This is a genomic window from Rothia sp. 32237D007AR (assembly GCF_053544675.1).
In genome coordinates, this window is sequence record NZ_JBPPUO010000002.1 from 34,387 (window position 1) to 60,326 (window position 25,940).

Annotated in this window: 23 protein-coding genes and 1 pseudogene; 10 read left to right on the plus strand and 14 right to left on the minus strand. The window is 55.6% G+C overall.

Translation table 11 applies throughout. The features are described from left to right. Positions 1–13: 13 nt before the first annotated feature. Positions 14–1,318, minus strand: a complete 1,305-nt coding sequence (locus ACED87_RS01695; protein ID WP_449081174.1) for an SseB family protein — start codon at positions 1,316–1,318, stop codon at positions 14–16. Between the two features lie 242 nt (positions 1,319–1,560). On the opposite strand from ACED87_RS01695, the gene ACED87_RS01700 reads away from it, so the two are divergent. Together ACED87_RS01700 and rarD are read left to right on the plus strand one after the other, a co-directional pair. Continuing rightward, positions 1,561–2,955 carry a DUF6882 domain-containing protein gene (locus ACED87_RS01700; RefSeq protein WP_449089517.1) on the plus strand — a complete coding sequence of 465 codons (1,395 nt, stop codon included), beginning with the start codon at positions 1,561–1,563 and terminating at the stop codon, positions 2,953–2,955. 168 nt (positions 2,956–3,123) lie between these two features. Beyond that, positions 3,124–4,092, plus strand: coding sequence for an EamA family transporter RarD (gene rarD / locus ACED87_RS01705; RefSeq protein ID WP_449089518.1), 969 nt, complete (start codon positions 3,124–3,126; stop codon positions 4,090–4,092). Between the two features lie 83 nt (positions 4,093–4,175). Here the strand turns inward: rarD and ACED87_RS01710 are convergent, their stop codons facing one another. The 3 genes from ACED87_RS01710 to ACED87_RS01720 all read right to left on the minus strand — a co-directional run bounded on the left by ACED87_RS01710 (position 4,176) and on the right by ACED87_RS01720 (position 6,673). Continuing rightward, complete coding sequence (locus ACED87_RS01710; protein ID WP_449089519.1) at positions 4,176–4,937, minus strand: amino acid ABC transporter ATP-binding protein; 762 nt, start codon at positions 4,935–4,937, stop codon at positions 4,176–4,178. A 30-nt stretch (positions 4,938–4,967) separates the two neighbouring features. Next, complete coding sequence (locus ACED87_RS01715) at positions 4,968–5,762, minus strand: amino acid ABC transporter permease (RefSeq protein ID WP_449081181.1); 795 nt, start codon at positions 5,760–5,762, stop codon at positions 4,968–4,970. Positions 5,763–5,902: 140 nt separating this feature from the next. Beyond that, positions 5,903–6,673, minus strand: a complete 771-nt coding sequence (locus ACED87_RS01720) for an ABC transporter substrate-binding protein (protein WP_449081183.1) — start codon at positions 6,671–6,673, stop codon at positions 5,903–5,905. A gap of 158 nt (positions 6,674–6,831) precedes the next feature. Between ACED87_RS01720 and ACED87_RS01725 the strand changes: the two genes are divergently transcribed. Both ACED87_RS01725 and ACED87_RS01730 read left to right on the plus strand, forming a co-directional pair. Then, the gene (locus ACED87_RS01725; RefSeq protein ID WP_449081185.1) at positions 6,832–7,530 is read left to right on the plus strand and encodes a demethylmenaquinone methyltransferase; all 699 of its coding nucleotides are present in this window, start codon (positions 6,832–6,834) and stop codon (positions 7,528–7,530) included. Between the two features lie 116 nt (positions 7,531–7,646). Beyond that, positions 7,647–8,669 (plus strand): polyprenyl synthetase family protein, encoded by a 1,023-nt coding sequence (locus ACED87_RS01730; protein WP_449089592.1) that lies wholly within the window; start codon positions 7,647–7,649, stop codon positions 8,667–8,669. Positions 8,670–8,725: 56 nt separating this feature from the next. On the opposite strand, the gene menD is transcribed toward ACED87_RS01730, so the two are convergent. Further along, complete coding sequence (gene menD, locus ACED87_RS01735; RefSeq protein WP_449081186.1) at positions 8,726–10,456, minus strand: 2-succinyl-5-enolpyruvyl-6-hydroxy-3-cyclohexene-1-carboxylic-acid synthase; 1,731 nt, start codon at positions 10,454–10,456, stop codon at positions 8,726–8,728. Positions 10,457–10,510: 54 nt separating this feature from the next. Continuing rightward, positions 10,511–11,560: an o-succinylbenzoate synthase gene (locus tag ACED87_RS01740; RefSeq protein WP_449081187.1), complete on the minus strand. Its 1,050-nt coding sequence runs from the start codon at positions 11,558–11,560 to the stop codon at positions 10,511–10,513. A gap of 245 nt (positions 11,561–11,805) precedes the next feature. On the opposite strand from ACED87_RS01740, the gene ACED87_RS01745 reads away from it, so the two are divergent. Next, the gene (locus ACED87_RS01745) at positions 11,806–13,026 is read left to right on the plus strand and encodes a phosphatase PAP2 family protein (RefSeq protein ID WP_449081189.1); all 1,221 of its coding nucleotides are present in this window, start codon (positions 11,806–11,808) and stop codon (positions 13,024–13,026) included. Positions 13,027–13,118: 92 nt separating this feature from the next. Here the strand turns inward: ACED87_RS01745 and ACED87_RS01750 are convergent, their stop codons facing one another. Further along, positions 13,119–14,033, minus strand: coding sequence for an MBL fold metallo-hydrolase (locus tag ACED87_RS01750; RefSeq protein ID WP_449081191.1), 915 nt, complete (start codon positions 14,031–14,033; stop codon positions 13,119–13,121). Positions 14,034–14,236: 203 nt separating this feature from the next. Between ACED87_RS01750 and gluQRS the strand changes: the two genes are divergently transcribed. The 3 genes from gluQRS to ACED87_RS01765 all read left to right on the plus strand — a co-directional run bounded on the left by gluQRS (position 14,237) and on the right by ACED87_RS01765 (position 17,859). Beyond that, positions 14,237–15,202 (plus strand): tRNA glutamyl-Q(34) synthetase GluQRS, encoded by a 966-nt coding sequence (gene gluQRS / locus ACED87_RS01755; protein ID WP_449081193.1) that lies wholly within the window; start codon positions 14,237–14,239, stop codon positions 15,200–15,202. A gap of 74 nt (positions 15,203–15,276) precedes the next feature. Next, complete coding sequence (putP, locus tag ACED87_RS01760) at positions 15,277–16,776, plus strand: sodium/proline symporter PutP (protein ID WP_449089520.1); 1,500 nt, start codon at positions 15,277–15,279, stop codon at positions 16,774–16,776. A gap of 129 nt (positions 16,777–16,905) precedes the next feature. Next, a complete protein-coding gene (locus ACED87_RS01765) occupies positions 16,906–17,859 on the plus strand; it encodes a 1,4-dihydroxy-2-naphthoyl-CoA synthase (protein ID WP_449081196.1) in 954 nt (317 codons plus the stop codon). Positions 17,860–18,087: 228 nt separating this feature from the next. On the opposite strand, the gene ACED87_RS01770 is transcribed toward ACED87_RS01765, so the two are convergent. From ACED87_RS01770 to ACED87_RS01780, 3 genes and pseudogenes are all read right to left on the minus strand, one after another. Then, entirely contained in the window at positions 18,088–19,056 is a 969-nt protein-coding gene (locus ACED87_RS01770) for a HEPN domain-containing protein (RefSeq protein ID WP_449081198.1), read from the minus strand. A 1-nt stretch (position 19,057) separates the two neighbouring features. Then, positions 19,058–20,251: a type IIL restriction-modification enzyme MmeI gene (locus tag ACED87_RS01775; RefSeq protein WP_449089593.1), complete on the minus strand. Its 1,194-nt coding sequence runs from the start codon at positions 20,249–20,251 to the stop codon at positions 19,058–19,060. Between the two features lie 71 nt (positions 20,252–20,322). After that, positions 20,323–21,954 (minus strand): annotated as a pseudogene (locus tag ACED87_RS01780) (DNA methyltransferase); the annotation flags it as partial. Positions 21,955–22,171: 217 nt separating this feature from the next. Between ACED87_RS01780 and ACED87_RS01785 the strand changes: the two are divergent. Next, positions 22,172–22,426: a type II toxin-antitoxin system Phd/YefM family antitoxin gene (locus tag ACED87_RS01785; RefSeq protein ID WP_083090784.1), complete on the plus strand. Its 255-nt coding sequence runs from the start codon at positions 22,172–22,174 to the stop codon at positions 22,424–22,426. An 8-nt stretch (positions 22,427–22,434) separates the two neighbouring features. After that, positions 22,435–22,692 carry a Txe/YoeB family addiction module toxin gene (locus ACED87_RS01790; RefSeq protein ID WP_237237428.1) on the plus strand — a complete coding sequence of 86 codons (258 nt, stop codon included), beginning with the start codon at positions 22,435–22,437 and terminating at the stop codon, positions 22,690–22,692. 187 nt (positions 22,693–22,879) lie between these two features. Here ACED87_RS01790 and ACED87_RS01795 read toward each other — a convergent pair whose 3' ends face one another. The 4 genes from ACED87_RS01795 to ACED87_RS01810 form a co-directional block, all read right to left on the minus strand. Beyond that, positions 22,880–23,107, minus strand: coding sequence for a hypothetical protein (locus ACED87_RS01795; protein WP_449089521.1), 228 nt, complete (start codon positions 23,105–23,107; stop codon positions 22,880–22,882). 3 nt (positions 23,108–23,110) lie between these two features. Next, entirely contained in the window at positions 23,111–23,287 is a 177-nt protein-coding gene (locus ACED87_RS01800) for a hypothetical protein (RefSeq protein ID WP_449081206.1), read from the minus strand. Positions 23,288–23,570: 283 nt separating this feature from the next. Continuing rightward, the gene (locus ACED87_RS01805; protein ID WP_449089522.1) at positions 23,571–24,776 is read right to left on the minus strand and encodes a hypothetical protein; all 1,206 of its coding nucleotides are present in this window, start codon (positions 24,774–24,776) and stop codon (positions 23,571–23,573) included. Between the two features lie 8 nt (positions 24,777–24,784). After that, positions 24,785–25,789, minus strand: coding sequence for a hypothetical protein (locus ACED87_RS01810; protein WP_449089523.1), 1,005 nt, complete (start codon positions 25,787–25,789; stop codon positions 24,785–24,787). Positions 25,790–25,940: the final 151 nt, after the last annotated feature.

The following is a 25,940-nucleotide window of genomic DNA, read 5'->3' on the forward strand; positions in this document are numbered from 1 at the left end:
AAAAGACGGGGGTTTATTGTGATTCTACTACTGAAATGAGCTGGCGTACTTGCTCCATCGGCAAGGTAGCGTGCGGGGCTAGAGCATTAATACGCACAGCACCACTGTTGCCAGCGGCAAAGAGTTTGAGGGTATCTAGGGCAGGAGCGCTACGCACAACGAGACTGGGGTCAAGGGCCGCAACTTCAGCTGCTGTTGTAAAGACCAAGGCGATGTTCTCTTCGTCATCATCTGTTTTAAGGACGACGGGGTGCCCGACCGTGTCATCAGGGCGTACCCCCAGCAGAAGCACCGAGGCGGGGGCGGTTAGGGCCATGAGCAGATCGTGCATGTTTTCTTCTAGGAGCGCACGCTGGGCGGGCATATTGTGCGGTGACCCGATAACCCACTGAATCTGGGCTTTTTCGATAAAACACTCGTGGTCGCTACCAGGGTCTAGCACCAGCACGTCGATAGAGTCATCGTGAGCTACCTGCAAGAAAACCTTCATGGCGTGCTCTACCACCAGGCGGGGGTTAGGTTCCTTAAGCACCTGAGCTGAATACCTTTGGGCAGGTTCGCTACCTGTGTAAGCAGTTAGCGCCCTCATACCGTTGGCCAGGCGTAATACCTGATAGTTCAGTTGAGCAGGCCCCTGAGTGTTAGAAGCGCTCTGAGTGATATCCATGATGAGATTACCGGCCTGGGCGGTACGAACAACATTAGCTAGGGACTGCTCGCTCCTGGCAGCAGCAAAGCTCGCTAAGGCCTCCGTCAGGTAGGGGTTAACGGGGCCGACTGGCAGCTGACCTTCCTTACCGGTCTCTGCGAAACCTGTGCCCCGGCGTCCTGCCAAACGCACAGCCGCCCACTCAGGAATGTACTGCTCATCGCGAGGGAAAGACTCAAAGTGTGAGCGAATATCACGGGCACTTAGACGGCCTTCACCGTTCCAGTCCACCGGCTCATGCGCCCGGTCGTAGGACGCCCCAATCTGGTACTGGGGGTCAGGCCAGTCACTTGCAGTAATGACCACTGAGGCAGTAAACCAGGTTCCCTCACCTTCTATGAAAGAAGCATGTTGCAGCTGCTCAATGGCCGGCAGTACCGGGCTATCAGGCTTAATGGGGCCCACGCTGCCTACATGGTCCTGATCATCACGGGATTCGGTAATACGCACAAAAACAGTTTCAGACAGGGGCTTGATATCGAGTACCAGCTCATTCCAGCCAGCTTCAACCTTGACCGTGCCCAGCATCCAGCTACCGATGGTATTCAGGGCATCTTGCACCATAGCGGGGCGTTCGATCTCGGAGTAACGGGGCGAAGAAAGCGACATACTGTTCCTGAAGGTTGGGATGAAGCAGACCCTACCGGCCTCACCACGGGGTAGAGCCAAAGGGCGCAAGTTATCTACCCTATTAAACCAAGAAACTACCCGCACTGGGGCGCAGCACCCCCGCCGGGGCCCTGGGTGATTTTTACCTAGTTTCCTCAAGGTCACTGAATATAACAGAAATTCAAGCGCTCATTACGATAAAAAGGTGCGTGAGCCCCTCAAGAGTTGCTAGCCTTGAGCGTATGACTACTACACTGCAGGATCTGATTGACGATTCAATCTTTATCTCCACCGAGTACCAGGCCCGCCTTGCTGAAATCAGCGACGGCGCAGAATGGACGGTGGATTTCTCTGCACCGTCATTCACCCTCCAGTCTGATGCTTCCGTAAGCCTCACCCCCTACCTCTTAGGCACCGAATCCGAGAACCGCGGTTCCTGGATCTGGTCCTGGCAGGAGCTCGGTCACTTCCCCGACCGCGTCGTTTCGGCAGCAATCCAGGCGCGTGAAGGCGGAGCGAAGCACCACATCTCTGAGCTCACCACCGATGAGCTCCCCCTCGACCCCGCCCTGGCCCGCAAGCTGACCCTAGCTTCTAAGGCCCTCACCGGCATCTACGCCCACTACCCGGTCACCGCCGGGGCCGGCGTCCGCGCTTGGATTTTGCTCGATGGCAGCCAGCTTGAGCTTGAAGCCCCCACCGTTAACCGCATGGGCCAGGTCATGGCCCAGGCCCTCCAGACCGGCACCGCAGTAAACCACCTACGCGCCGTAGATTCCTACGCCAAGCTGCGCGGTGCCCACATTGCCTGGGACACCGAAGCAACCGCCGTTATTACTGCTTCGGACGGTGCCCTACGCCTCTGGTTCGATCAGGGCAAGATTTCAGGTATTGAGGCTGCTGAGCCTCAAGCCGGTGCGGACGAGCTAGCCCGCCTGGGCCTGACCGCCCGCAACCTGCGTGAGCAGCTTGCTTCTGAACGTCAGGGCATCGAAGCTGTCGCCGCACAGAAGGCCGCAGACCAGATCGCAGCCCGCGAAGAAGCAGCCCGCACACAGGCTGAAGAAGCTGCTCGTGAAGATGAGGCCCGCGCTGAGGCCGCCCGCGCAGCCGAGGCTGAAGCCCTCGCCGCAGAACAGGCAGCCCTCGAAGCTCGCGAGGCTGAAATTACTGCCGCCCAAGAGCGTGCCGCCGCCCAAGCTGCTGAGGCTGAGCGTCGCCAGAAGGAAGCCGCCGAGCAGGCAGCTCGTGAAGAAGAAGTCGAAGGTACCATCACCACCGACCGGGTCTACCCCAACGCCGAGCAGCCCTACGACCGCGAACCTACCGAAAATGCTCGCCCGGGCCGCGTCACCACCAGCACTATCGCTGATAAAGACATCGTGCGTGAAGAACCCGCCCAGGTAGAAGAGCCCAAGGCTGGTTCCCTCGCCGCAGATCGCACCCTGGAAGAGACTGAACAGGCCAAGCAGGGCAGTGCTGACCAGCAGAAGGTTGAAGAGACCATCCGCCCTGCCTCAGATATCCGCCTGGCTGGCCAGGCCCCTGACCTTGAAGCTGAGCGTACAGAAGCTGCAAGCAAGCCCAAGCCTAAGGACGAAAAGAAGGGCTTCTTCAGCCGTTTCTTCGGCCTCTAAATTCTCACAAGAGCACCCCCGCAGTGGCTACCTGGCACCAGCTAGGTAGCCACTGCCGTCTCAGGAGTAAGCTTGAGAAAGAGAAAACGCCCTAGGCGCCCCCTACCCCAGGAGCCTCCTAGCTGCTAGCGCTCCTAGGCATACCAAAAGAAAACGAGGAAGACACCGGTGAGCACAGTCAAAAACGAGCAAGTAACCGGCGGCCTCTACGCCTTTTCCTGCTATCTCATCTGGGGGCTCTTCCCCCTCTACTTCATGCTGACAGCCCCAGCCAGCCCCCTAGAGATTGTGGCTGGCCGAGTGCTCTTCTCACTCATCTTCTGCCTGCTTCTGCTCTCCCTCACCCAACAGCTCAAAAAACTAAAGGCCCTACTGGGCAACCTGCGGCAGGTGAGCCTACTGCTGGTCGCCAGCCTACTCATTTTTGGTAACTGGCTCCTCTACATCATTGCAACCACCAACAATAACGTCATGGAAGCATCCCTGGGCTACTACATCAACCCCATCGTTTCCGTAGCCCTCGGCGTCATCTTCTTAGGCGAACGCCTACGCACCCTTCAATGGGCCGGCATCGGCCTTGCGATACTAGCAGTCTTAGTGATGGTAATCTTCTACGGCTCAGTACCCTGGCTGGGGCTGGGGATGGCCTTCACCTTCGGCTTCTACGGGCTGGTGAAGAAACAGGTAGGGGCGGTCCCAGCCCTCGTATCTTTGAGCGTGGAGACCCTACTACTAGCCCCACTAGCGGCAGTGCTCATGTGGCACTTTGCTCAAAGCGGCCGCCTCACTCTTCTCTCAGAAGGCCCAGCGCATTTCTGGATTCTGGCAGCAAGCGGTATCATCACAGCAGTGCCCCTACTGCTCTTTGCAGGAGCCGCCGCGCGCATCCCCCTCACCGTCCTAGGTATGGTGCAGTATGTTGGCCCTACTCTCCAGTTCCTCCTAGCCCTCTTCGTCACCCAAGAACACCTCTCAGCCGGCCGCTGGGCTGGTTTTGTGCTGGTCTGGGTAGCGGCAGCCTTCTTCATCACCGACTCGCTGCTCACCCAGCGTAAGGGCCCGGGCCAGCGTCCGCCCGCTGTGGCACCTTCCCCCGATACCAATACCGGCATGCTCCCCCAGATAAAACCCAACTAGACCCTACCCACACCAGATAAAAGCAGCACAGGCTCACCTTCAGCGGGCCTGTGCTGCTTTTTATTCTCGTTTGAGGTAGCCCCTTACTGGGCGGTGGGGTTAAGCACGCGAGAGAGGAAGAGCTGAGTACGCTCATGCTGGGGGTTGCCAATCACAGCGTCAGCGGGGCCCTCCTCGACGACGACACCGCCGTCCATGAAGACCACGCGGTCAGCTACATCGCGGGCAAAGGCCATCTCGTGGGTCACCACAATCATGGTCATACCTTCGGCAGCGAGCTGACGCATAATAGAGAGCACATCGCCCACAGTCTCAGGGTCCAGGGCACTGGTGGGCTCATCAAAGAGCATGAGGGAAGGGTCCATCGAAAGTGCACGGGCAATAGCCACACGCTGCTGCTGACCACCTGAAAGCTGATCCGGGTGGCGGGCGGCCTTATCGGCCAGGCCAACCTTTTCAAGATGGGCCAGGGCAATCTTCTGGGCCTCTTCCTTAGAACGCTTCAAGACCTTCACCTGGGCAACCGTGCAGTTTTCCAGCACGGTCAGGTGAGGGAAGAGGTTGAACTGCTGAAAGACCATGCCCACGGTACGGCGCATAGCATCAATATTTACATCAGGGTCAGTAACAGAGTGCCCGGCCACCTCAATGCTGCCGGAGTTAGGGGTCTCTAGCAGGTTGACGCAGCGGAGCAGGGTCGATTTGCCTGACCCGGAAGGGCCAACCAGGCACACTACCTGGCCGGGGGCTACCGACATGTTAATACCTTTAAGTACTTCTACTTCACCGTAGGACTTATGCAGGTTGGTGATGGTGACGGAGGCAGGTGCGATCTGAGAAGTCATAGCTGGTTCTTCCTGGGGTAGGTGGGGGCTTTACTTACGGGAGCGGGCCTTGGCACGCTTTTCGAAGCGGCGGGCAAGGAAGCCCAGCGGGACGGTAATCAGCAGGTAGCAGGCACCTGCCAACACGAGCGGGGTAAGGCCAGCACCGGAGCCTGAGATCCCTTCACGGCCGAACTTAGTCAGCTCGTACTGGGCCACAGACATGCCCAGCAGGTAGACCAGGGAGGAGTCCTTAGTCAGCAGAATAATCTCGTTGGTCAGCGGGGGAAGCACGATACGGAAGGCCTGGGGAATAATAACAGTGACCATGGCCCGGGTGTGGCTCATGCCCAGTGACCGGGCAGCCTCGTACTGACCCTTGGGCACAGCCTCTAGGCCAGCACGCAGCACCTCACCAATGTAAGCTGCTGCGACCATACCCAGGGCCAGCATGACAGTGACGTAGTTATTCAGACGCAGACCAAAAGCCAGGGGAATACCGTAACCAAAAGCGATAAAAACCAGCAGGGCAGGCAAGCCGCGGAAAAGTTCAATGTAGAGAGAAGCCAACCAACGGTAGGGAGCAACCGATGAAATCTTCATCAGGGCCAAGAGAATACCGCCGCTTAGGCCTACCACGAAGCCTAGAGCCGTGTAAATCAGGGTGTTCTTCAGGGCAACTGTGATGATGTTGGGGAACTGCTGAACAATAATCTCAGGGTTGAAGACCTTATCGCGCAAGGTTCCCCAGTCAGCGACAAGGATAACGACGAGGGCGATAATAGCCAACAGCGCGTACTGGGCATAGCGGGCATAGGTTTGTTTCTGCCGGGTCGATAGTGCCATGGGTGGTCTTCCTTCTTGTCCCGGCTGCCCGGGAGCGTATCGGCGTAGGAGGGGAGATATACGGGTGGGGGTAGGCTGCGTTAACGCTAGCCTACCCCCATTGGTGAGCTTGGGTTTATGCTACTACCCCTTGCCCTAGATTACTGGGATACGCCCAGGTACTTTTTGCGCAGGTCTGCCAGGCGACCGTCCTCTTCCATCTTCTGGAGGGTACCGTTAGCAGAATCAAGCAGGGCAGTGTTCTCTGTAGCTACAGCGCCAGCGATCTGTTCGCCGGTCTCAATTTCCTGCACCACAGTGAGGGAAGAATCAGAGGTCAGCATGGCAGAAAGGACGGTGATGTTACCGACGATGGCATCGACCTGGCCGGTCTGTACTGCCTGAAGGAGCAGGCCACTGTCTTCGTACTGGATGGTGTTAGCGCCAGCGTCCTGGGCGTACTTCTCGCCGCTGGTTGCCTGCTGAACACCAATGTTGCGGCCAGCCAAATCAGCGTCGCCCTTGATAGTGGAACCAGCAGGAACCAGAATTGCCAGGTTGTCATCGACGTAGGAGTCGGTGAAGTTCATAACGGTCTTGCGCTCATCGGTAATGGTGATACCAGAAAGAGCAATATCGCACTGCTTGGAGGAAAGAGCTACACCTGACTGGATACCCTCAAAACTGGTGGTAAACATGATGGGCTCTACACCCAAATCTTCTGCGATAGCTGCGGCGATGTCGGCATCCAGACCAACAATTTTGCCGTTTTCTTCATACTCGAAAGGAGCGTAGGGCGGGTTAGTGCAGACGGTGAGCTTACCCTCTGAAATCAGGGAAACACCTGATTCGGTGGTGGTGCCGGTGCCGGAAGAACCGCAAGCAGTGAGCATCAGGGCAACTGCGGCGAGCGCGAAGGGGGCCTTCTTCATGGGTGTACCTCGTATCAAGACGGTGGGGGTGCGATGTGCTTTGAGCTATATTCTGCCCCGGCATACGTATAAATGCAATCTTATGCATGACTATTCATTATGAATTTTTGGGCGCCTCAAAGGTGAGCTTTAATGACAAACATGACAAAATAGGCAGGGTGAACCGAGCAGACCTTAACAAAAAGACCAGCGACATCTCTTCCATGTTCGATCAGGTAGCTGAACGCTACGATCTGATGAACGGCATCATGTCTTTGGGTCAACACATCTACTGGCGTAAAGAGACTGTGGCCGCGGTCGATGCCCGCCCTGGCCAGAAGGTGCTGGATGTTGCAGCCGGTACTGGCACTTCGTCTGAACCTTTCGCTGACGCCGGTGTTAAGGTAATCGCCGCAGACCTCTCTGAGGGCATGCTGGCGGTTGGCCGACGCCGCCGCCCTGATATTGAGTTTGTGCAGGCAGACGTCACTCATCTGCCTTTTGCAGATGAAGAATTTGATGCTGTCACTATGAGCTACGGTTTGCGTAACGTAGCTGATTACCCCCGGGCTCTGCGTGAGCTCTACCGGGTGACTAAGCCGGGCGGACGCATCGTCATTAACGAGTTCTCCACTCCCACTTTCGCTCCTTTTCGAGCTATCTACCGCAACTATATTATGAAGCTGATTCCGCCTATTGCGCGTAAGATCTCTTCAAACCCCGAAAGCTATGAGTACCTGGCTGAATCTATTCTTAGCTGGCCTACTCAGGAGGAACTGGCTGGCCACTTTACTGAAGCTGGCTGGCAGGGAGTGCAGTATAAGAATCTGACCGGCGGTATTGTAGCTTTGCACCGTGCTTATAAGCCTGAGCAGTAACCCGGTAGACTTACATCAGCAGCTCACCGCGGCTCAGGGCCGCAGCCACCCACCGAAGAAATGTGAAAGACACCGTGACTGAACCCACCAGCTCCTCTGTGAGCGCTCATGTGCTCATGCCCGAAGCTGACTTCAACCTGCCCAAGGGGTTTGAGCTCATTGCGCAGGACGCTGAACTCGGCCCCAAGATACTTGAGGCTCTTTCGGAAATTGAGCAACGCCTCGACCGCGCAGTTGCTCAGACTAACTATCTTGCAGATGTAGCCTCCCGTCATCTTCTTTCAGCAGGCGGTAAGCGGGTGCGCCCTCTGCTGACTTTGCTGGCCGCAGAAGCAGGTGGCGGTATCAATGATCGAGTCATTGACGGGGCTGTTGTGGTTGAACTGACCCACCTGGCCACTCTTTACCACGATGATGTGATGGACGATGCCCCCAAGCGTCGGGGTGTAGATACTGCCCAAAATATTTGGGGTAATTCTGTTGCCATTTTGACTGGAGACCTTATTTTCTCCCGTGCCTCACTCATGGTCTCAGAGTTAGGTGGGCGTGCCTTGGCTATCCAGGCGCAGACTTTTGAACGTCTGGTGCTGGGCCAGCTCTTTGAGACGACTGGCCCTGAGAAGAATGAGGATATCCTCAGCCATTACATTAAGGTGATTGAGGGTAAGACTGGTTCTCTTATTGCCGCTGCTGGCTCCTACGGCACTATTCTTTCTGATGCCCCTGAGGCTACCGTACAGATGTTGGCCCGTTACGGTGAACTTGTTGGGGTGGCTTTCCAGCTGGCTGATGACGTGATTGATGTGACCAGTTCGGGTGCCGCCTCGGGCAAGACCCCTGGCACTGACCTGCGTGAGGGTGTGCCTACCTTACCTACTATTTTGCTCGATCGGGCAGCAGCAACCGGTGACCTTGAAGCCCAGCATGTGCAGCAGCTTATTCAGGGAGATTTGAGCAGTGATGAGGCCCTGGCTGAGGCTGTTGCGGCGCTCTCGGCGCACCCGGTCACTGAAGAGGCCTGGAAGCTTGCCTACCAGTGGGCTGATGACGCTATCGCGACCATTGAGCCGCTGCCTGATTCAGTGATTAAAGAAGCGCTTAAGTCTTTCGCTCACGCTGTTGTTCACCGCGACGCCTAGAACTTTTCTTAGCTATCCGCCCCTAGCTCTTATCTGCCAGCCCTGGCGCAAAGAGCCTAGGGGCGGATAACTTTTACCTTAATACCGTTCTCGCCCCAGGCTGCTGCCAGCTCTTCAAGCTGGGCTGTGTGAGGGGTGGTGAAGAAGCGGCGGATAGCGGGAGCAAACTTCTGCTGCTGGGCTAGCTGACCGTGTTCAAGGGTGGAGAAGATACCGCCGCCACGGTCATCGTAGACCAGCACTTCAAGGTCGGGTTTACGTTCGGTTGGGCCGATATTGAGAGAACCGCTATCGTGCAAGAAGGTCAGATCGCCCATCAGGAGGCGTACTGGGCGGTTAAGGGCTAGGGAGATACCGGATGCGGTGGCTATAGTGCCGTCGATACCGGCTAGGCCACGGTTGGCAAAGACCAGGGGTGAGGCAGCTAGGGGTGGGGCAATGAGGTCCAGGTCGCGGATCAGGTTAGAGGAACCAAGAACCAGCACCGCGTCATCCTCTAGGCAGGTACGCCAGGTGGTATCGGCAAGGGCGTAGCCTGCGGTGCGGTCAGCAGATTCAGCCCCGAGCCGGTCAGCGGCAGTAGAGACACCCGCACGATAGTCACTCACCACCTGGGCTAGCTGGTGGGCAAGTTCCTGCCCGGTTTCGCACCAGCTCAAAGCCCAGTCTTCTCCGCCCTCGGTTTTAGCTCCTTGGCCAGTACCGGCAAAGTCTGCCAGGGCGGTGAGGGATTCTATGCGGGGGATATCCAGGGCCCCAGGCTCATACCAGGGGGCAGGGGCTGGTAGGTAGAGGGCACGCTCTACGGCGGGGTTAGCTAGCAAGGTGGCAACCGGCCGGGAAAGGGTGGGGTGGCCGAAAATAGCGACCCGCTCAATCTGTTTGCCTAAAGGACCAGCAAGTACCTGCCGGTAGGCGGGAACTGCCAGGGGCGAGAAACGGGCATTAGAGGAGGGTTCAGCTAGCAGGGGTAGGCCCTGCTCTTGGGCAAAAGCCTGGGCGATAGGCCCGGCCCCGTCACCGGCCACAACCACGGTGCGACAGGCGGTAGCAGATCGGCCCGTCCGCCTAGTATCCCTACTAGCGGGAGGGGTCTCTAGCCAGCTAGCTGCGGTGGGATCAGCTGGGGGCAAGGCAGTAGCCGGTGCTGGCGGGTTCTCGGCCAATGACCGTGCCCAGCGCTCTAGAATCTGCTGATCTAGAGGGCTGGGGGTTAGCGGGGTATCAAAGGCCAGATTAATCTGGGCAGGGCCCATAGGGGTAGCTGACCGCACCCCCCAGTTCTCTGCCGAGTGCCCCGTCAGAGCAGCCAGCACCGCATTGAGCTGGGCACTTTGAGGGTCAGCCGGATCAGCCGAATAATTCTCAAGAGTGCAGGACGCCCGCGTGTGAGCAGGTGCGATAGTCTGCTGATCAGTGGTCTGGTTAGCGCCGGTACCCTGGAGCCGGGCAGGCCGATCAGCTGAGAGCAAGGCCAAAGGAACCCCCGCATGGTAGGCCTCCATGAGAGCAGGCAGGCACTCCCCCACAGCCGTGCCGCTGGTGGTGACAAGACCGACTGGCTGGCCACTGGCCTTAGCTATTCCTAGGGCAGTGAAGGCAGCGCTACGTTCATCAATACGCACATGGGCTTCAAGAACCCCGGCCTGGTCTAAAGCCGCAAGGGCATAAGCCAGGGGCGCTGAACGGGAGCCAGGAGCAATAAGAACATGCCGCATACCAGCCCGCACCAGGGTATCAAGCACAGAAATAGCGGTCACAAAAGAAGTGGAAGGTGCATCAGTCACCTCACCAGTTTACGGGCTCCCCACCCCTCACATTGGCTAAGGGACCCTACCTCTCTAACTGTCACTTCCCTCTATCTCTTGCTCTAAGAGGCGGTAGCAGGCCTCAATACGGCGGTGCCACCAGGCAGTTCGCTCAGGGCTAGCCACCACCTGCTCTAACAAAGAAGCCTCAGGGGTAATATCCCGCAGAGGCAGGTAACCGTCCCGGGCCACAAGAGAGGCGCTGGTGACGTCCTGACCCATCAAGGACACCGTACCCAAACCACACCCATAAGGCAGCTCAGGCAAAGCCGCAGCCAAAGCCGCCCCCGTACGAATACCCACCGAACTCTCTAAAGCAGATGAAACAACCGCAGGCAAACCAGCCTGCTCCACCACCCTCAGCGCCCGCCGCACCCCACCCAGAGGGGCAGCCTTAATAATCAGCAAATCAGCAGCCCCCAAGCGAGCCACCCGCAAGGGGTCATCAGCCTTACGCACAGCCTCATCAGCAGCAATAAGGAGAGGATTACCATGCTCACGTAACCGATCACGCACCCGAGCCAAACCCTCAACACCCGGCACAGGCTGCTCAGCGTAGAGCAGGTCATAGTCAGCGAGCTCACTCAAGGCACGCACAGCCTGGTCTTCCTGCCACCCACCATTAGCATCCACCTTCACACCGGCCCCAGGGCAAAGAGCACGCACAGCCGCCACCCGGGCCAGGTCTTGAGCCAAAGATTCCTCAAACGGCAGCCCGGCCTCAGCCACCTTAATCTTGACCTCGCCTATCTGCCCCTCATAACGGGCCAGCACAGCCTCCACCTCATCAGCAACCACCGCCGGGACCGTAGCATTAAGCGGAATCCGCGCACGGAGCGGCCGCGGGTAAGGCAACCATGCCGCCTCAAGAGCGCAAGCTAACCAGGCTGAGGCCTCCCCCGGCTCATACTCAGTAAAAGGGGCGAACTCCCCCCAGCCTGCCGGGCCCTGAATCAGAGCAGTTTCCCGCAGCGTCACCCCACGAAACCTCACCCGCATAGGAAGAGCCACCACACAGGCGCCAGCCAAAACACTCTCTAACGGGGGCAGAGAAAAACCGGGAGATAAGGTACGAGCTGTCATATCTTCTAATCTAGACCCCTCCCCCACTTCTGCACGATTCCTGACAGGCATTCGCGCAACATTAGGGGTTCTCTCAGGAAAGTCCCATGTGAGTTTGCCACAATAGCAGTACGAGCTGAGTCTGTTAGCCTCTAAAAGGGCCTGGACTAAAAAGTTTTGCGCACACTCTGAGGCTGAAGTAACAGCCACAGGTGGGTAGACTCGGTGATGTATCTACAGGCAGTAGAAAGGTCTTTGGGATAACTGTGAGTTTTGAGAAGCGTAATTCTAACGCTGTTTCTAGCACAGCTGACGACGCCACAAAGGTGCTATCGCCCCAGGCCTATGACGACCGCACAATCCCCTTACCGGCTTACCCCGGCGACGATGCCACAGAGCTACTCCCCACCAACCGCCCCTCTTCAACAGGGTCAGGAGCCTTTGTTACTGGCCCCACCCGGCTCCTGCCGACTCAACGGGCCTTCGGCACCAACGGCGCACCAGCTCGCCCTAGCCCAGCCCAGCGAGGCTACGGGCTTACACCGTACACTCAGGCAGCGCACTCAGGTGAGGACTCCCCCTCAGGCCGCCTACACATGCTCACCCCCTCCCACATCCGGCAGACCCGCCCCTCACTGTGGACCCTAATCCAGCACTTCTTCGCAGCTGGCACCCTCTTCTGCTTTCTATTAGCTTCCTTCGTTTTCTTTCTGACCACACCCACAGGCCAGGAACTCGACGAGATTTCCTTCCAAGAATTCTCCTACCGATTCATGACCTACACTGAGCAGACCTCAACCCTGCTCGACTCCATCCCCACCGCAGCCGGTATCACCGCAGCTATCGGCATCCTTTTCGTGCTGGTCTGGAAGCACCGCTTTGTGCCAGCCCTCGTTGGCCTAGCCATCGCAGTCGGCGCTAATGTAACCACTCAGCTGCTCAAAAACTACATCATCGTCAAACCCAACCTGGGTATCCAAGAGGCACTGGGCAACTCAGCCCCCTCAGGCCACACCACCTTCGCCGCAGCAGCAGGCCTAGCCCTCTTCATAGCCTCACCCAAACGCTTCCGCCCCACCGTAGCTCTCATCAGCATGGTCTTTACGGTAGCCGCCGGTTATTCCACCGTCATCAACGGCTGGCACCGCCCAGCCGATGTGGTCACCGCAATTCTCATCACCGGCCTCTGGGGCGTGCTAGGCCTCGTCATTTTGCGCTTCATGCGCTCAGAAGAACTGGATATGAGCAACACCCAACGGACAGGTCTTATTCTGGTGCCCTTGCTGTCCATCTCAGGTTTCTTCTCAGGCTTCTGCGCCCTAGCCCTCTACTGGGTGACCTACACCAACCCAATCCCAGGTTCAGCCTTTATGGCTGCAATCTGCTTCATCGCAGCAGTAGCAGCCCTCACCACCAGCACCCAGGTCGCCCTCCTACGCCCTCAGAACAAGCAACGCAGCGCCTACCGAAAAGTCTGGGCCTACTAAGAAAAAGCCTTTAAACACAAAGTTGCCCAGCTAAACGCTAGGCAACTTCGGGCTCAGCACCCACATACGCTGCGGGCCTAACCAGTAAAAACTTACCCCCGGCCCAAGGTAATAGGGCCAGTCAAACCAGACGGGGAATCACCATCAAAAATGACAGTAGAAAGCCCCTGCCCCTCAGCCTCACGAGCTTCAAGCGTGAGCAGACGATCTAGCAGCAGGCGAGTAGAGCCACCCGAATAGGGAAGCTGATACATGGAGGCAGTAGTAGCCCCCTTAACCTTCTTCACAGCAGAATCAGCAATTTTCTGCACAGCCTCTTCCATAGTCTCAGCCATACGCTCAATGAAGGAACTCTCAACCGCAGCCCCATGACCGGGCACAAAAATACGGTAACGGTCAAGCCCCGCCAAGGTGCGCAAAGTGCTCACCCACAGTTCAGGGTAAGAATCATCAAAGGCAGGGTCTGAGCCCTGCTCCACAGTATCACCGGTAAAGAGCACGTCATCAACGCCCACCAGCACATCGCCATCAGTATGCGCCAACCCCAGGTACATGAGCGTCACAGCACGCTGCCCTAGCTCTACACGGGTAAAAGCCGGGCGGGTACCATCACCCGGTAAAAGACGGGTCGGCACCACAAGCTCAGTATTAGGGCCCTGCTGGTGCGCCATCTCAGGTTCTAACACCTCAACATAAAGACGCTGGCGGTCCCCATAACTTTCAATAGCACGAGCCGTCCGTGGATGAGCCCAAATATCAGTGACCCCATCAGCTGCAAAGACGGCATTACCCATGAAGCGATCAAAGTGCGCGTGGGTATTAACCGCCACCAAAGGAAGGTCAGTGACCCGGCGTACCGCTCGAAGAACCTCAGCTCCCTGACGCGGCCCAGCACCGGTATCAATGACCATAGCCTTCTCGGCACCCACAATCAGGCCGGAGTTAAGACGGTAGTTATCCGTTGAGATCTGATAGATACCATCGGCAATTTCAAGAGTTCTAGCCATACCCTCTAAATTACTTGAAATACACACTGCCCACCGGGTTTACGAGTAGCTAGACAGTTATTTCTCACCACATTACCCTTTTTGCAAACATTACAGCTAGTCAGAACAACCCTATGTGATAAAAATATGCACCTTCACAAAGCCATGCCACCCACAATATCAACCTAACCCCACCCCCGCAGCACGGGCACTAGACTGGTGAAATGACCTCTACCCCTGCCAGCCCCACACCCTGCGGCCGCTACGCCCCCTCCCCCTCAGGGGACCTACACCTAGGCAACCTACGCACCGCCCTACTAGCCTGGATGATGGCCCGCTCAGCAGGAGGCCGCTTCGTGATGCGGGTAGAAGATCTAGACCGAGTCAAAAAAGGGGCAGCAGAACGCCAACTAGCTGACCTTACCGCCCTAGGCATCGACTGGGACGGGCCGGTACTCTACCAATCCACCCGCCTCAGCGCCTACGCGGACGCCCTCGCCCACCTCCGCCAAGCAGGGCTAGTCTACGAATGCTACTGCACCCGCAAAGAAATCCAGGAGGCCTCCACCGCCCCGCACGGTGCCCCCGGCGCCTACCCCGGCACCTGCCGCAACCTTACCGAGGCAGAACGCACCGAGCGCAGACAGGTGCGGCCGGCGTCCTTACGCCTCAAAGCCCAGGTAAAAGAATGGACGGTCACCGACCGCTTTGCCGGGCCCTACACCGATGCAGTAGACGACTTCGTACTCGTACGAGCCGATGGGGTCTACGCCTACAACCTCGCCTGCGTAGTTGATGATAACTACCAGGGAGTCACCGAAATAGTACGCGGCGATGATCTGCTGCCCTCCGCACCCCGCCAAGCCTACCTAGCCCAGCTACTAGGATTACAAGTACCCACCTACGCCCACGTACCGCTAGCCCTCAACACCGAAGGCAAACGGTTAGCCAAGCGGGATGGGGCCGTCACCCTAGCCGAGCTCACCGCCGCCGGGGTGAGCAGTCAGCAAATGATGCGCATGATTGCAGCCTCCATCCCCCTACCACCACTCACCGGAACGCAGACAGGCGGCAACAGCCCCCGCCTGCCCGAAACTGCCGCCGAAATGCTCACCGTCTTCACCCCAGAAAACATCCGCCAGGCCCCCTGGATTGTGCCCCTCCAAGAGCCGCAAGATGCACACCCATAAATATCTCGAGTAACCTACATCAAGATACTTTTAGACAAACCACACATCATCACCCACCATTCCAAGAGGAAATCATGAGTAACACCACCTACCAACTGGTGGCCCTAGCCATCTACTTCGCCGCCATGGTCGCCATCGGCCTCTGGGCCAAAACCAAAAACAAGAACCTTGACGACTATGTGCTCGGAGGGCGTTCCCTCTCCCCCACCGCAGCAGCCCTATCAGCAGGTGCCTCCGACATGTCCGGCTGGCTCCTCATGGGCCTACCCGGGGCCCTCTACGTCACCGGCCTCGCCGAATCCTGGATTGCTATCGGCCTCACCATCGGCGCCTGGCTCAACTGGAAATTCGTAGCACCCCGCCTCCGCGCCTACACTGAGGTCTCCCGCAACTCCGTAACCGTTCCCTCCTTCTTCCACAACCGCCTGCGTGACCCCCGCGGCATCATCCGCATCTTCGCGGCCCTCGTCATTCTCATTTTCTTCACCTTCTACGTCTCCTCCGGCATGGTCGCCGGTGGCGTCTTCTTCCAATCATCCTTCGGTGGCAACTACCACACCGGCATGCTGCTCGTTGCTGGCATCACCGTAGGCTACACCCTCTTCGGCGGCTTCCTCGGCGCTACCTACACCGATGTCGTACAGGGCCTGCTCATGCTCACCGCCCTCATCGTGCTACCCGTCATGGCCCTCGTCTATGTAGGCGGCTTCACCGGACTTGAAACCACCATCGAATCAGTCAACCCCACCGCCCTCTCCCTCTTTGCAGGCACCACCGTGCTAGGCATCCTCTCCTCCGCAGCCTGGGGCCTAGGCTACTTCGGTCAGCCCCACATCATCGTGCGCTTCATGGGCCTACGTTCCGCTCAGGACGCCACCGCCGGCCGCCGCATCGGCATCACCTGGATGATCGCCACCCTCGTTGGTGCCATGAGCGCTGGCCTTATCGGTATCGCCTACTTTGCCCGCCACCCCGAAGCTAGCCTAACCGACGCCACCAACGCCGAATCTGTATTCCTGGATCTCTCCCAGATTCTGCTTCACCCCCTGCTGGCAGGGTTCGTGCTCGCAGCTGTGCTTGCAGCTATTATGTCTACCCTCTCCTCTCAGCTCATTGTCTGCTCCTCCGCTCTAGCTGAAGACCTCTACAAGCTCACCAGCGGCGGCAAAGAACTCTCAGATACCAAGGGCCTCTGGCTAGGCCGCGCAGGCGTACTGGTTATCTCTGTCATTGCAGGTCTACTGGCCTGGGACCGTGATTCCTCAGTGCTTTCCCTCGTCTCCTTCGCCTGGGCTGGTTTCGGCGCAGCCTTCGGCCCCATCGTGATTCTCTCCCTCTACTGGCGCAAGCTCACCGCAACCGGCGCCGTAGCAGGTATGATCGCAGGAACCATCACCATCTTCGTCTGGGGCTACAACGAGGTCCTCTCTGGCTATATGTACGAGATTGTGCCCGGCTTCCTCATCAACCTACTCGTTGCCTACCTGGTATCAATCGCAACCTACAAGGCTGATTCTCTCGAAGCAATCGAAATTAACGAAGAGTTCGACCGCGCCGTGGAACTCTCCCACTAACGGCTTCTTCTCATCAGGACGCCGCACCCCGCTCCCCTGCCCCTCAGGCAGGAAGGCGGGGGCGGCGTCCGCGTCTTTTCTCTAGAGAAAGCAACCTGCCACGACTGTGCCCTAGGTAGACTGGTGGCTATGACTAACCAACTTCCTGCCAAAGTCTCTGACATTTTTGACCCCCACCAGTGGCGCCTAGTCGAAGGCTTTGAAAACCTCACCGACATCACCTACCACCGCCAGGTTGAACGCAACGAAGCCGGTGAGATCCTGCGCGACCTACCGACCGTCCGCATCGCCTTCGACCGGCCCGAGGTCCGCAACGCCTTCCGCCCCCACACCGTCGATGAGCTCTACCGAGTGCTGGATCATGCCCGCATGACCTCCAACGTGGGTACCGTACTGCTCACCGGCAACGGCCCCTCAGCCAAGGACGGCGGCTGGGCCTTCTGCTCCGGCGGGGATCAGCGCATCCGCGGCCGCGACGGCTACCGCTACGCAGAGGGCGAGACCCGCGACTCAATTGACCCAGCCCGCGCAGGGCGCCTGCACATCCTGGAGGTGCAGCGCCTGATTCGCACCATGCCCAAGGTGGTTATCGCCCTGGTGTCGGGCTGGGCTGCCGGTGGCGGCCACTCCCTGCATGTGGTTGCTGACCTGACGATCGCCTCAGAAGAGTACGGCAAGTTCAAGCAGACCGACGCGACCGTGGGGTCCTTTGACGCCGGCTACGGCTCTGCCCTGCTGGCCCGCCAGGTAGGTCAGAAGTTTGCCCGCGAGATTTTCTTCCTGGCCAAGGAGTACGATGCCCAGCGCATGTACGAGATGGGCGCTGTGAATGATGTAGTGCCCCACGCTGAGCTGGAAACCAAGGGCCTGGAGTACGCGGCCCACATTGCCCGCCAGTCCCCGCAGGCTATCCGTATGCTCAAGTTCGCTTTCAACCTGCCGGACGACGGCATGGTCGGCCAGCAGGTCTTTGCCGGCGAGGCCACCCGCATGGCCTACATGACCGACGAGGCCGTCGAGGGCCGCGACGCCTTCCTAGAGAAGCGCGACCCCAACTGGGAGAACTACCCCTACTACTTCTAATAAATCCATTACCCCCATGCTTCGTCATAAAACTCAGCTAAAAATCGAGGATTTGTGTCAAAGTATGGGGGTTTTACTTTTTCTAACCACAACTGAGAAAATTATCTCAAAACAGAAAAATCAATACACTCTTATTAAAATAAACAGTACAGCAAAGATAAGAATCTATTTAACGCCTAAAACCAAAAATTTCGAATCAAAAATTTTTATACATTGTGGATATAATTACTAATCATTACCTCGAATGCGAGACTTAGGAGTATAATCAACCAGCTTCAAAGAAATATTTTCACTTCTAAAGACTTCATTTTTTTCCAAATGTTTTGCCCATCTACCCTTTTCAATCTCAAATACAACAGGGTCATACTCCACACCATATTCTTCGGATAAGTAATTCATAACACCATCTATTGACGATGTTACCAAATTTAAGAAAAGATATAAAGAGTTTATACAGTGACGCTCATGCACTGTCCAGCTCAACAGAGGGTCTTCTCCTGGCTCGATCTTTTCCTTAAGGAAAAACGCAGACGAACAAGAAATAACCTCCAACATATTTTTCTGCTCATCAGAAATTTCCCTGGTATGGATAATATTTTCAAATTTTTGTATTTCTTTAGACGAGAACACATTCACAGATGAGTCTTGATGTGCAAATGAATTCCTCACCTTGCAGAACTTATCCAGAACCGATACTACCTGCGAACCAGACAGGCTTACATTAGTGTAGCTTTGACTCGACAGCTCTACCTTATTCCTACCTTTCTTTCTCTCCACGACCTTATAACGAATTTGGGAAGAATAAAGATTTGCCTTCCAGTCATCAGTGATTTTATAACCTAAATACTGCTGACTCATACTCGAAATTCTTGATGGTGTAGGGTTCTGCATTTCTCTACTAATTTTACGGGACAAAAAATTTTTTAGATTTTCACTAGATCTAAACGACTCATCCTCCAATCTACTCACTTCAAGGAATCCCACCAATATAAAACTTTCAATAAATTCTTCTAAAGCCGCAATAGATGAGGTGATAATTGATTTATAAAGAGAAATTTGACGAGAATCCGGCCGCCCTCGTTTTTGTCGATCCCTTTTTAGAGCGTCTCTCCGCTCATCATTAATTTCGAATAAATCAGTAAGTGTATAGGAAGCGACTGTAGCAGAATCAGCTGCATACTGAAAAGGGTTTTTCATTTTATTCTCCTTCAAGGATTGAATATTTTTTAAATAGAATCACAAGCAGTTCTCTGTCAGTCACAAAGCTATTGGATAGCCCAAATGCCCTCCAAACCAGACGGTCTAACTTCTTGTGGGCAGATAAGAGACCCCTATCCATCGCTAGGGGGTTATATATATCTGCCAACGATTTTGTCCCGGTAGCTCGATTAGAGATTGCTTCACGAGCTACTTGGACGCCCCTGCCTGCTTCAATAATTTGTTCACGCAATTTAGGATTTACTGCAGGTAGGGGAAAATTATTCCAAACAATCGTATTTGAGAAACTTAAATCGCTTTTCAGGCGCCCGCCAACAGCTTTCTGCCAGGTAATAAACATTGAAGAACTTATGACAGCGAACAGAAAACCGTCTGGATCAATAGCTGTGTATACTTTATCGCCGGCAATCACATCAGCTTTTAGATAAGCTACAGTATAGTATTTACGGCCACTAGAAACTACGCGTGGAATACCCACATAATCTTCGTGAGGCTGATGGTTCTCAGCAAATAGATGAGGAGTTACAGCAAGTTCTTGAGTAGCTCTCTTGCTACTTGCAATTCGCATTTCCCGAACTGCCTGAAGCCTATTCTTTAGCTCAGAACTCTTTTCCACATCGACAGGATCTAAGTCTTCTAACCATAGGCACCAACGGTCGAGACCTCTTACAAGCTCCCGCCCCATGCGGAAGGGACGCAAATACTTCGCTGCAACTGGGTCAGAAGATACTCGTTCATACTCATCAACTTCAATAATGAGATTGCCGCCGTCAACTGGCTTAGACCCAAATCGAGCAGGCGGAAGTTCAGGACTCAAAGGCTTCGATCGTTTAGTGACCAGCACGTTCGGGGCATCCAGCAGATAGGCATTGACACAGGTCTTCACCTTGAGTTCCTGAGTCTCCTTGGTATTCCAGTCATAGTCAAAAAGTCGCTGGCGAGTGCTCTCGTCTCTGATATAGCCCGTAATTACACAGTGCACAGCGGCCTTACCTGGTGCTTCGGAGTTCCATGGAAAGGTGCGGTAGGCAAACTTGATACGCCAGCCGCCTCGAAAGAGCGGGCCGAAAAGCGCAGGCACGGCCTGCCCCTGAGAAATAGAATTGGTTGAAACGAAGGCAAATTCCCCGTCTCTCTCTCTCTCTCTCTCTCTCTCTCTCTCTCGGAGGATGATGGCACATCAGCGCCCGTAAAGAAATCTGAGGACTTCTTGAACCAAGCCGTCACAAAATCCAGGTAACCATCGTAGTCTTTACCCCAGACCCGCTTCATCATCTCGGTCTGATCCTTAGTCTTGGTCCACTGACCAATAAATGGCGGGTTCCCGAAAATAAAGGTCTTACCCCGAGTTTCCGGAACCTCTGCCCGCCAGTCTAGGGCGAGTGCGTCCGCATGAACAATCTGAGCGGTAGTAGCAATTGGGAGACGGACCGGAGCATCACCGACCTTCGAAGCCAAGTACTGGTCAGCTTGGAACTCCGTCAAAAACATAGCTACCTCAGCAATGCGCGAGGGCCACCAATTAATCTCAAACCCATGGAACTGTTCAATCGATAACCGCGTACCCAAAGTACCCAGTAGCTGGGTCTCCCCGCCCTCACGGTGGTTCATCTCAGCTAAAACATCAGTCTCAATCTCACGCAGTTTGGCATAAGCAACCTGCAAGAAATTCCCCGAACCACACGCCGGGTCAACAAAACGCATCTCGGTCAAAGAATCCAAGAAACGAGCAAAGGATGCTCGACTAGTCGACTTCGAAGCAATCAAACGATCAGCTTCAGCCCTCAGCTCATCCAGGAAGAGAGGACCAATAGTCTTCAGAATATCTATTTCAGCGGTGTAATGTTCACCAGCAGCACGGCGGGCCTCCCGTGACTTCACCAGCTGGAACATAGACCCAAAAATCGCCGTCGAGATACGAGTCCACCGGAAACGACAAGCATCAAGCAAAGCAGCCCGCATTTCAGCGTTGAAATACTCCACAGGGGTACGCTCAGCGAAGAGCCCACCATTTACGTAGGGGAACCTCTGCACCAGATCAGGAACATTCTTCTGCACCCGTGCTCGTTGTTGCTCAGGCGTATTCAGATAATCAAATAGACCTGCAATCTGTACCCCCAAATCAGATCCATCCGGCTGTGTCCGTTCTTCAATAAAGCGGTAGAAAAGGTCGTTCTCCCAAAGACCTGCATCATCACCGAACAGTAAGAACAAAACACGTGTTAGAAAAATCGATGCCCGTTCTACAGCTGGGTCTTCCTGGCCAGCGCTCTCGGGGGCGTCCTTCCCCACTGGAGCGTCCGCGTCCTCACCGACCAAAGACTGGTACAGACGCGCCATAATCTTAGAAGCCTGAATAGTAGCTTCTTCCTCTTCGCGTTTATCGATAGCTTCCTGGCCAGCGATAAATTTCAGCTGATCTACGTACTCTGGCAGCTCATTCAGAGTAAAAGACCAGGTCTCATTCGTCTTAGAATTGGTGAGCACAAAGCTCTTGAAATTGCAGGAAATCACATACTGCGGCCACTCATGGTCAGAAATTGACCCACCACTCAGATAATCATCAGCCTGAAGCGCAGCAGCCTCCAAGGGCTTATTGACCGATTTCTGCTCCACCAAGAACATGCCCGGCCAGAAAACATCAATCCAGCCACGGTTCTGAGTCGATGCACGCTTAGCCTCACGCTCGAACAAAAGAGTACGTTCATCAGATATGCCAAAGCACTTGAGTAGACCAATCCAAAACTGCTGGGTGTACTGTTTCTCAGTTGCACCGCCGCCAGATTCTTCAACCTCCCTTAGCTTTTCCGACCAGACACGAGAGAATTTGCTCAGCTCATTCTGAGTGAAGTTACGGTCGAAAAGAGTAGCGATCATAGTTGCATCCTCTAAGGTAGTGTGCCTACTAGGGCATATTCAGGCAACAGTTACCTCCATCATAATTAATGCCTAGATAGTTCAAAAATTTAGGTCCAGATAATTTTATTTTTACACCTGTTAGGTAAAGGTTTTTTGGGGCTACACCTATAAATAGCATGTAGCGTCTTGCACCCATCTCCTGCTGTGAGTACAGTTTTCTGTACAGGAGGTTTTGATGAAAACTATGACCTACACAGAATCGCGCGCCAACTACGCCCAGGTACTCGATATCGCAGTAGAAGACCTTGAAGAAGTCGTCATCACCAGGGCAGGGCGCGAACCTGCCGTCATTCTTTCACTTGCCGAATACGAATCACTCAAAGAAACCGCTCACCTCTTACGTTCTCCTGCCAATGCTCGTCGACTGCTAGATTCAATTGACGAACTTGAAGCAGGCGGAGGATCCAGCCAGGCACTTCTCGAAGACTAGGCAGCGGCGTGGAACTTATCTGGAGCAGTCAGGCCTGGGAAGATTACCTATGGTGGCAGAGGCAAGATCGCAAGGTTCTCAAAAGAATCAATGCCCTACTCAAAGATATTCAACGCAACGGTAACGAAGGTATTGGCAAGCCTGAGGCCCTGCGCAACAACCTCTCCGGCTACTGGTCACGCAGAATTACTGAAGAACACCGACTGGTTTACAAAATCGTGGGCAACTCTGTGCGTATTGCTGCGGTGAGATACCACTACGAGTAGACGCAGCAGCCAGAAGAAAATAGCTGAGGGGCCACCAGACTCGCGTACTACCCACCCCGCTCGTGGACAGTGCGCGAGTCTGGTGGGCTTTCGCCGTCCGGGCACACAATGAGGACGCCCCACCCCACCTTCTTCGCGGAAGGCGGGGCGGGGTGTCCTTGCGTTCGGCCTGGGGCTAGACTCCCAACTAGGCCTCAGAGTCTGCCATACGGCGGGCAGCCTTGCGGTTGTCAATGGCGCGTTCTTCAAACTCCAGCTCGATAATGCGCAGCTTGTTCTTGCGGTGCCAGGTCAGTAGCACATTGACCAGAAAGACCAGGAAAACCAGCATCAGCACCAGGTAGACCAGGCCAATCACAGAAAAAATAGCCTCACCGGCAGTAGGAACCAGCGGATTAGTAGCAAGTACAGTCATGGTTTACGCTCCCTTATCCAGCTTGCCCGCAGTATTCTCGCCCAGCCCCAGGCGCTTACGAATCACCCGGATCTCGGTCTTATTTTTCTTGTGAAAGCCCAGCAGCACTACGAAAAAGAGCACCAGCAGAGCGAGATATAGCAAGAGAAGCGCGATTTCTGCACCGGTTACCTCAAGCATGGGAAGACTCCTATCTCGACCTTGAGAATAAAGAACGTATTACCCACAACATTACCAAGTAGGCATACTATCTGGCAAAGGTTAGTAACCAGCTATAGAGGGTAAGCAAGGAGCAAGAGCTCTTCTGCCTCTCGCATGAATCGCAGGCACCCCGCCACGTACCAGCTCAAGGCGCCCCACTTCACCTGTGAAGTGGGGCGCCTTGAGCTTCCTTAGGTCATCTCAGCTACTGCATATTTTGCTCGGTGAAAGAACCTTGCCAAGCGGTTACCTGGGGTGAGGGCTACGCCTTTCGTGCTGCATCCGGCTGGGGGTAGGAGGCCTGAGCCTGGTAGCTAGCCACACCAGGTAGCAGCTTCTCAGGGGCCTGGCTCGGTGCAGCCTCATGGCTAGGCTCCACCTGCTGAACTGGCTCGACCTGCTGAACCGGCTGAGCTGGCTCGACCTGCTGAACTGGCTCCATCGGCGCTGTAGGCAGGGCAGGCTCTGCGGGTGTAGAAGGTGTAGCGGGCAGGACGCTTTCAGTCACCTGGTAGGGCGCCGCGGCAGGAGCTGGGTTAGGGTTATCCAGGGGGTAGGCCAGCGGAATTGTAGGGTTGTTGTCTACTGCCGTTTGAGGGGCGGCAAAACTACCTGAGCTAGTGGCAGCGGCAGCAGCCTTCTTGCGCCGTGCCTTGGCTTTTCGTCTGCGATCTCTTGTTGCTGCACGGTGGCGGATGAACAGTAAGACAAGTGCGAGTAGGAGCAGTAGGAGTAGCGCCATGACGATAAGGCTGGCGAGGGTAGGGCCAGCAGCTGCAAGGTAGATGTGACTGGTCAGGTCATTGCCTTGCATGTTGCTCTGTGTGCCGCTGACGGTGTTGCCGCTGACGATTACACCTTGGGCGACCAAGGCTTGCCCTGCGGGGTCAAAAGAGTTCCAGAAGGGTAGTTTGAGAGTGTAGGTGTAGGCTCCGTCGACGCCGCCGGCCAGTTTGGACTCGGTCACGGGCAGATACATGCGGACGTTGTAACCGGGCCAGAGGTAGAAGCCGTTAGGTTCTTCTAACTGAAAGTAGGCGCCGGGGATATAGCTGCCTAATTTAGTGTTGAATTCTATGGCGTCTTTGCCTTCAAGGTAAACGGTGTATGTTGTTTGCCCTGCGTTCTCTGCGCTGGTAATGGTGCCAACGGAGGGGTCTGGGCTCAGGTAGTTCTGCAGCTGGCCGTTGGTTACGTTGGCTTGATCTGTGTCGACGGTGAAGGCCCAGGTTTGTTGTACAGTGCCAGCTAGCCCTAGTTCGGTGTCAACAGATACTCGGTTGAAGTCTACGGAGTCGCCAAAGACTGTGGTGATGGGCTCGGTTGAGGCAACAGTTTCGATGGTGATAGTTGGCTCTATAGCTGGGCCACTAGCAGTTGGGGTGCTGCCGAATGTGAGGGCTCCAGCGGCGATAGTTGTAAGAGCGAGACCGGTTATCTTGGCCAGGGCTGAAGAGATCTTATTCATGGCGGTCCTTAGACAGCGAATATGTAGGTGAGGGCGGTGAAGGCAAGGAAGGTTGCAGTCATTGATACCCCGGTGAGAAGTACGTGTGGCATCAGCGGAGACTTAGCGAACGGTGCTGAACGGTTGATGGCGGTGTAGAGAAGCAGTTCGCTGAGGTAGCTCAGCAGGCCGTAGAGCATGATACCGATGAAGGTGACGAATGAGACGAAACCTGTGCTGGGTACGAGGACAAGGATGAAAAGTAGAGCGGTGAGAACTAGCTGACCGGTGTAGGCGCTGGCGACATTGGTGGCAGCTACTGAGAAGGGGACACTCTGTTTGCGGATTCCGCAGACGGCCCAGACGCAGAGTGAACGGATGAAGAAATAGGCTACGTAGAGGAGGGCTGCGTATATAAAGAGCTGGAACCACTCGCCGAAATCTAGCCCGAAGTAGTCTGAGCTTGAATAGCCGGAGGAGCTGAAGAGGCCTCCTGACATAGAATCGAGGAGGTCATCGGCGAAGCTGGTAGCTGCGGCGCTGATACGTGCGATGGTAGTAGCGTAGAAGAGGCCGACGATACCAGCGAAGATGGCGACATGGGCTGCCCAGAACAGGGAAGATGAGTGAGCGATGTTTAGGGCAGGGATGGTGTGGCCGCGTAGGATCTGGGAGAAAACCGTCCACTGTGCCACAGCGCCAATGCTAAAGGGGGACTTCTGGGCCGGAGCTTGAGGTACTGCCGGGGCAGCAGCATAGGGTTGTGCAGGTTGGCCAGGTTGTAGGGATTGAACCGGTTGTGCAGGTTGAACTGGTGGGTACTGGGCGTAAATAGGCTGGGCTTGGTCCTGGCTAGGGGCAACCGGTGCTTGCTGGTACTGGACGGGCTGCTGCACAGGGGCTACCGGGGTTGACTGATAAGCCTGAGCTACCTGAGAAGCCTGTGCTGCTTGGGGAGCCTGTACCGCTTGGACAGACTGGGATGCATAGGGTGAGGGCTGCCCAGGGGCAGTGGGCATAGAAGAATCTGACATTGAAGTCCTCGTTGGAGTAGGTGCGTGGTGAGTACCCCGGCTATAAATCTAGACATAGGAGTACATCATTAATTTACTCCCAAGTTCCCACCCTTTTCAAAGCTCGCTAGGAGCTACTTCACATGGTACGGAACCTGCCAGCACAGATACT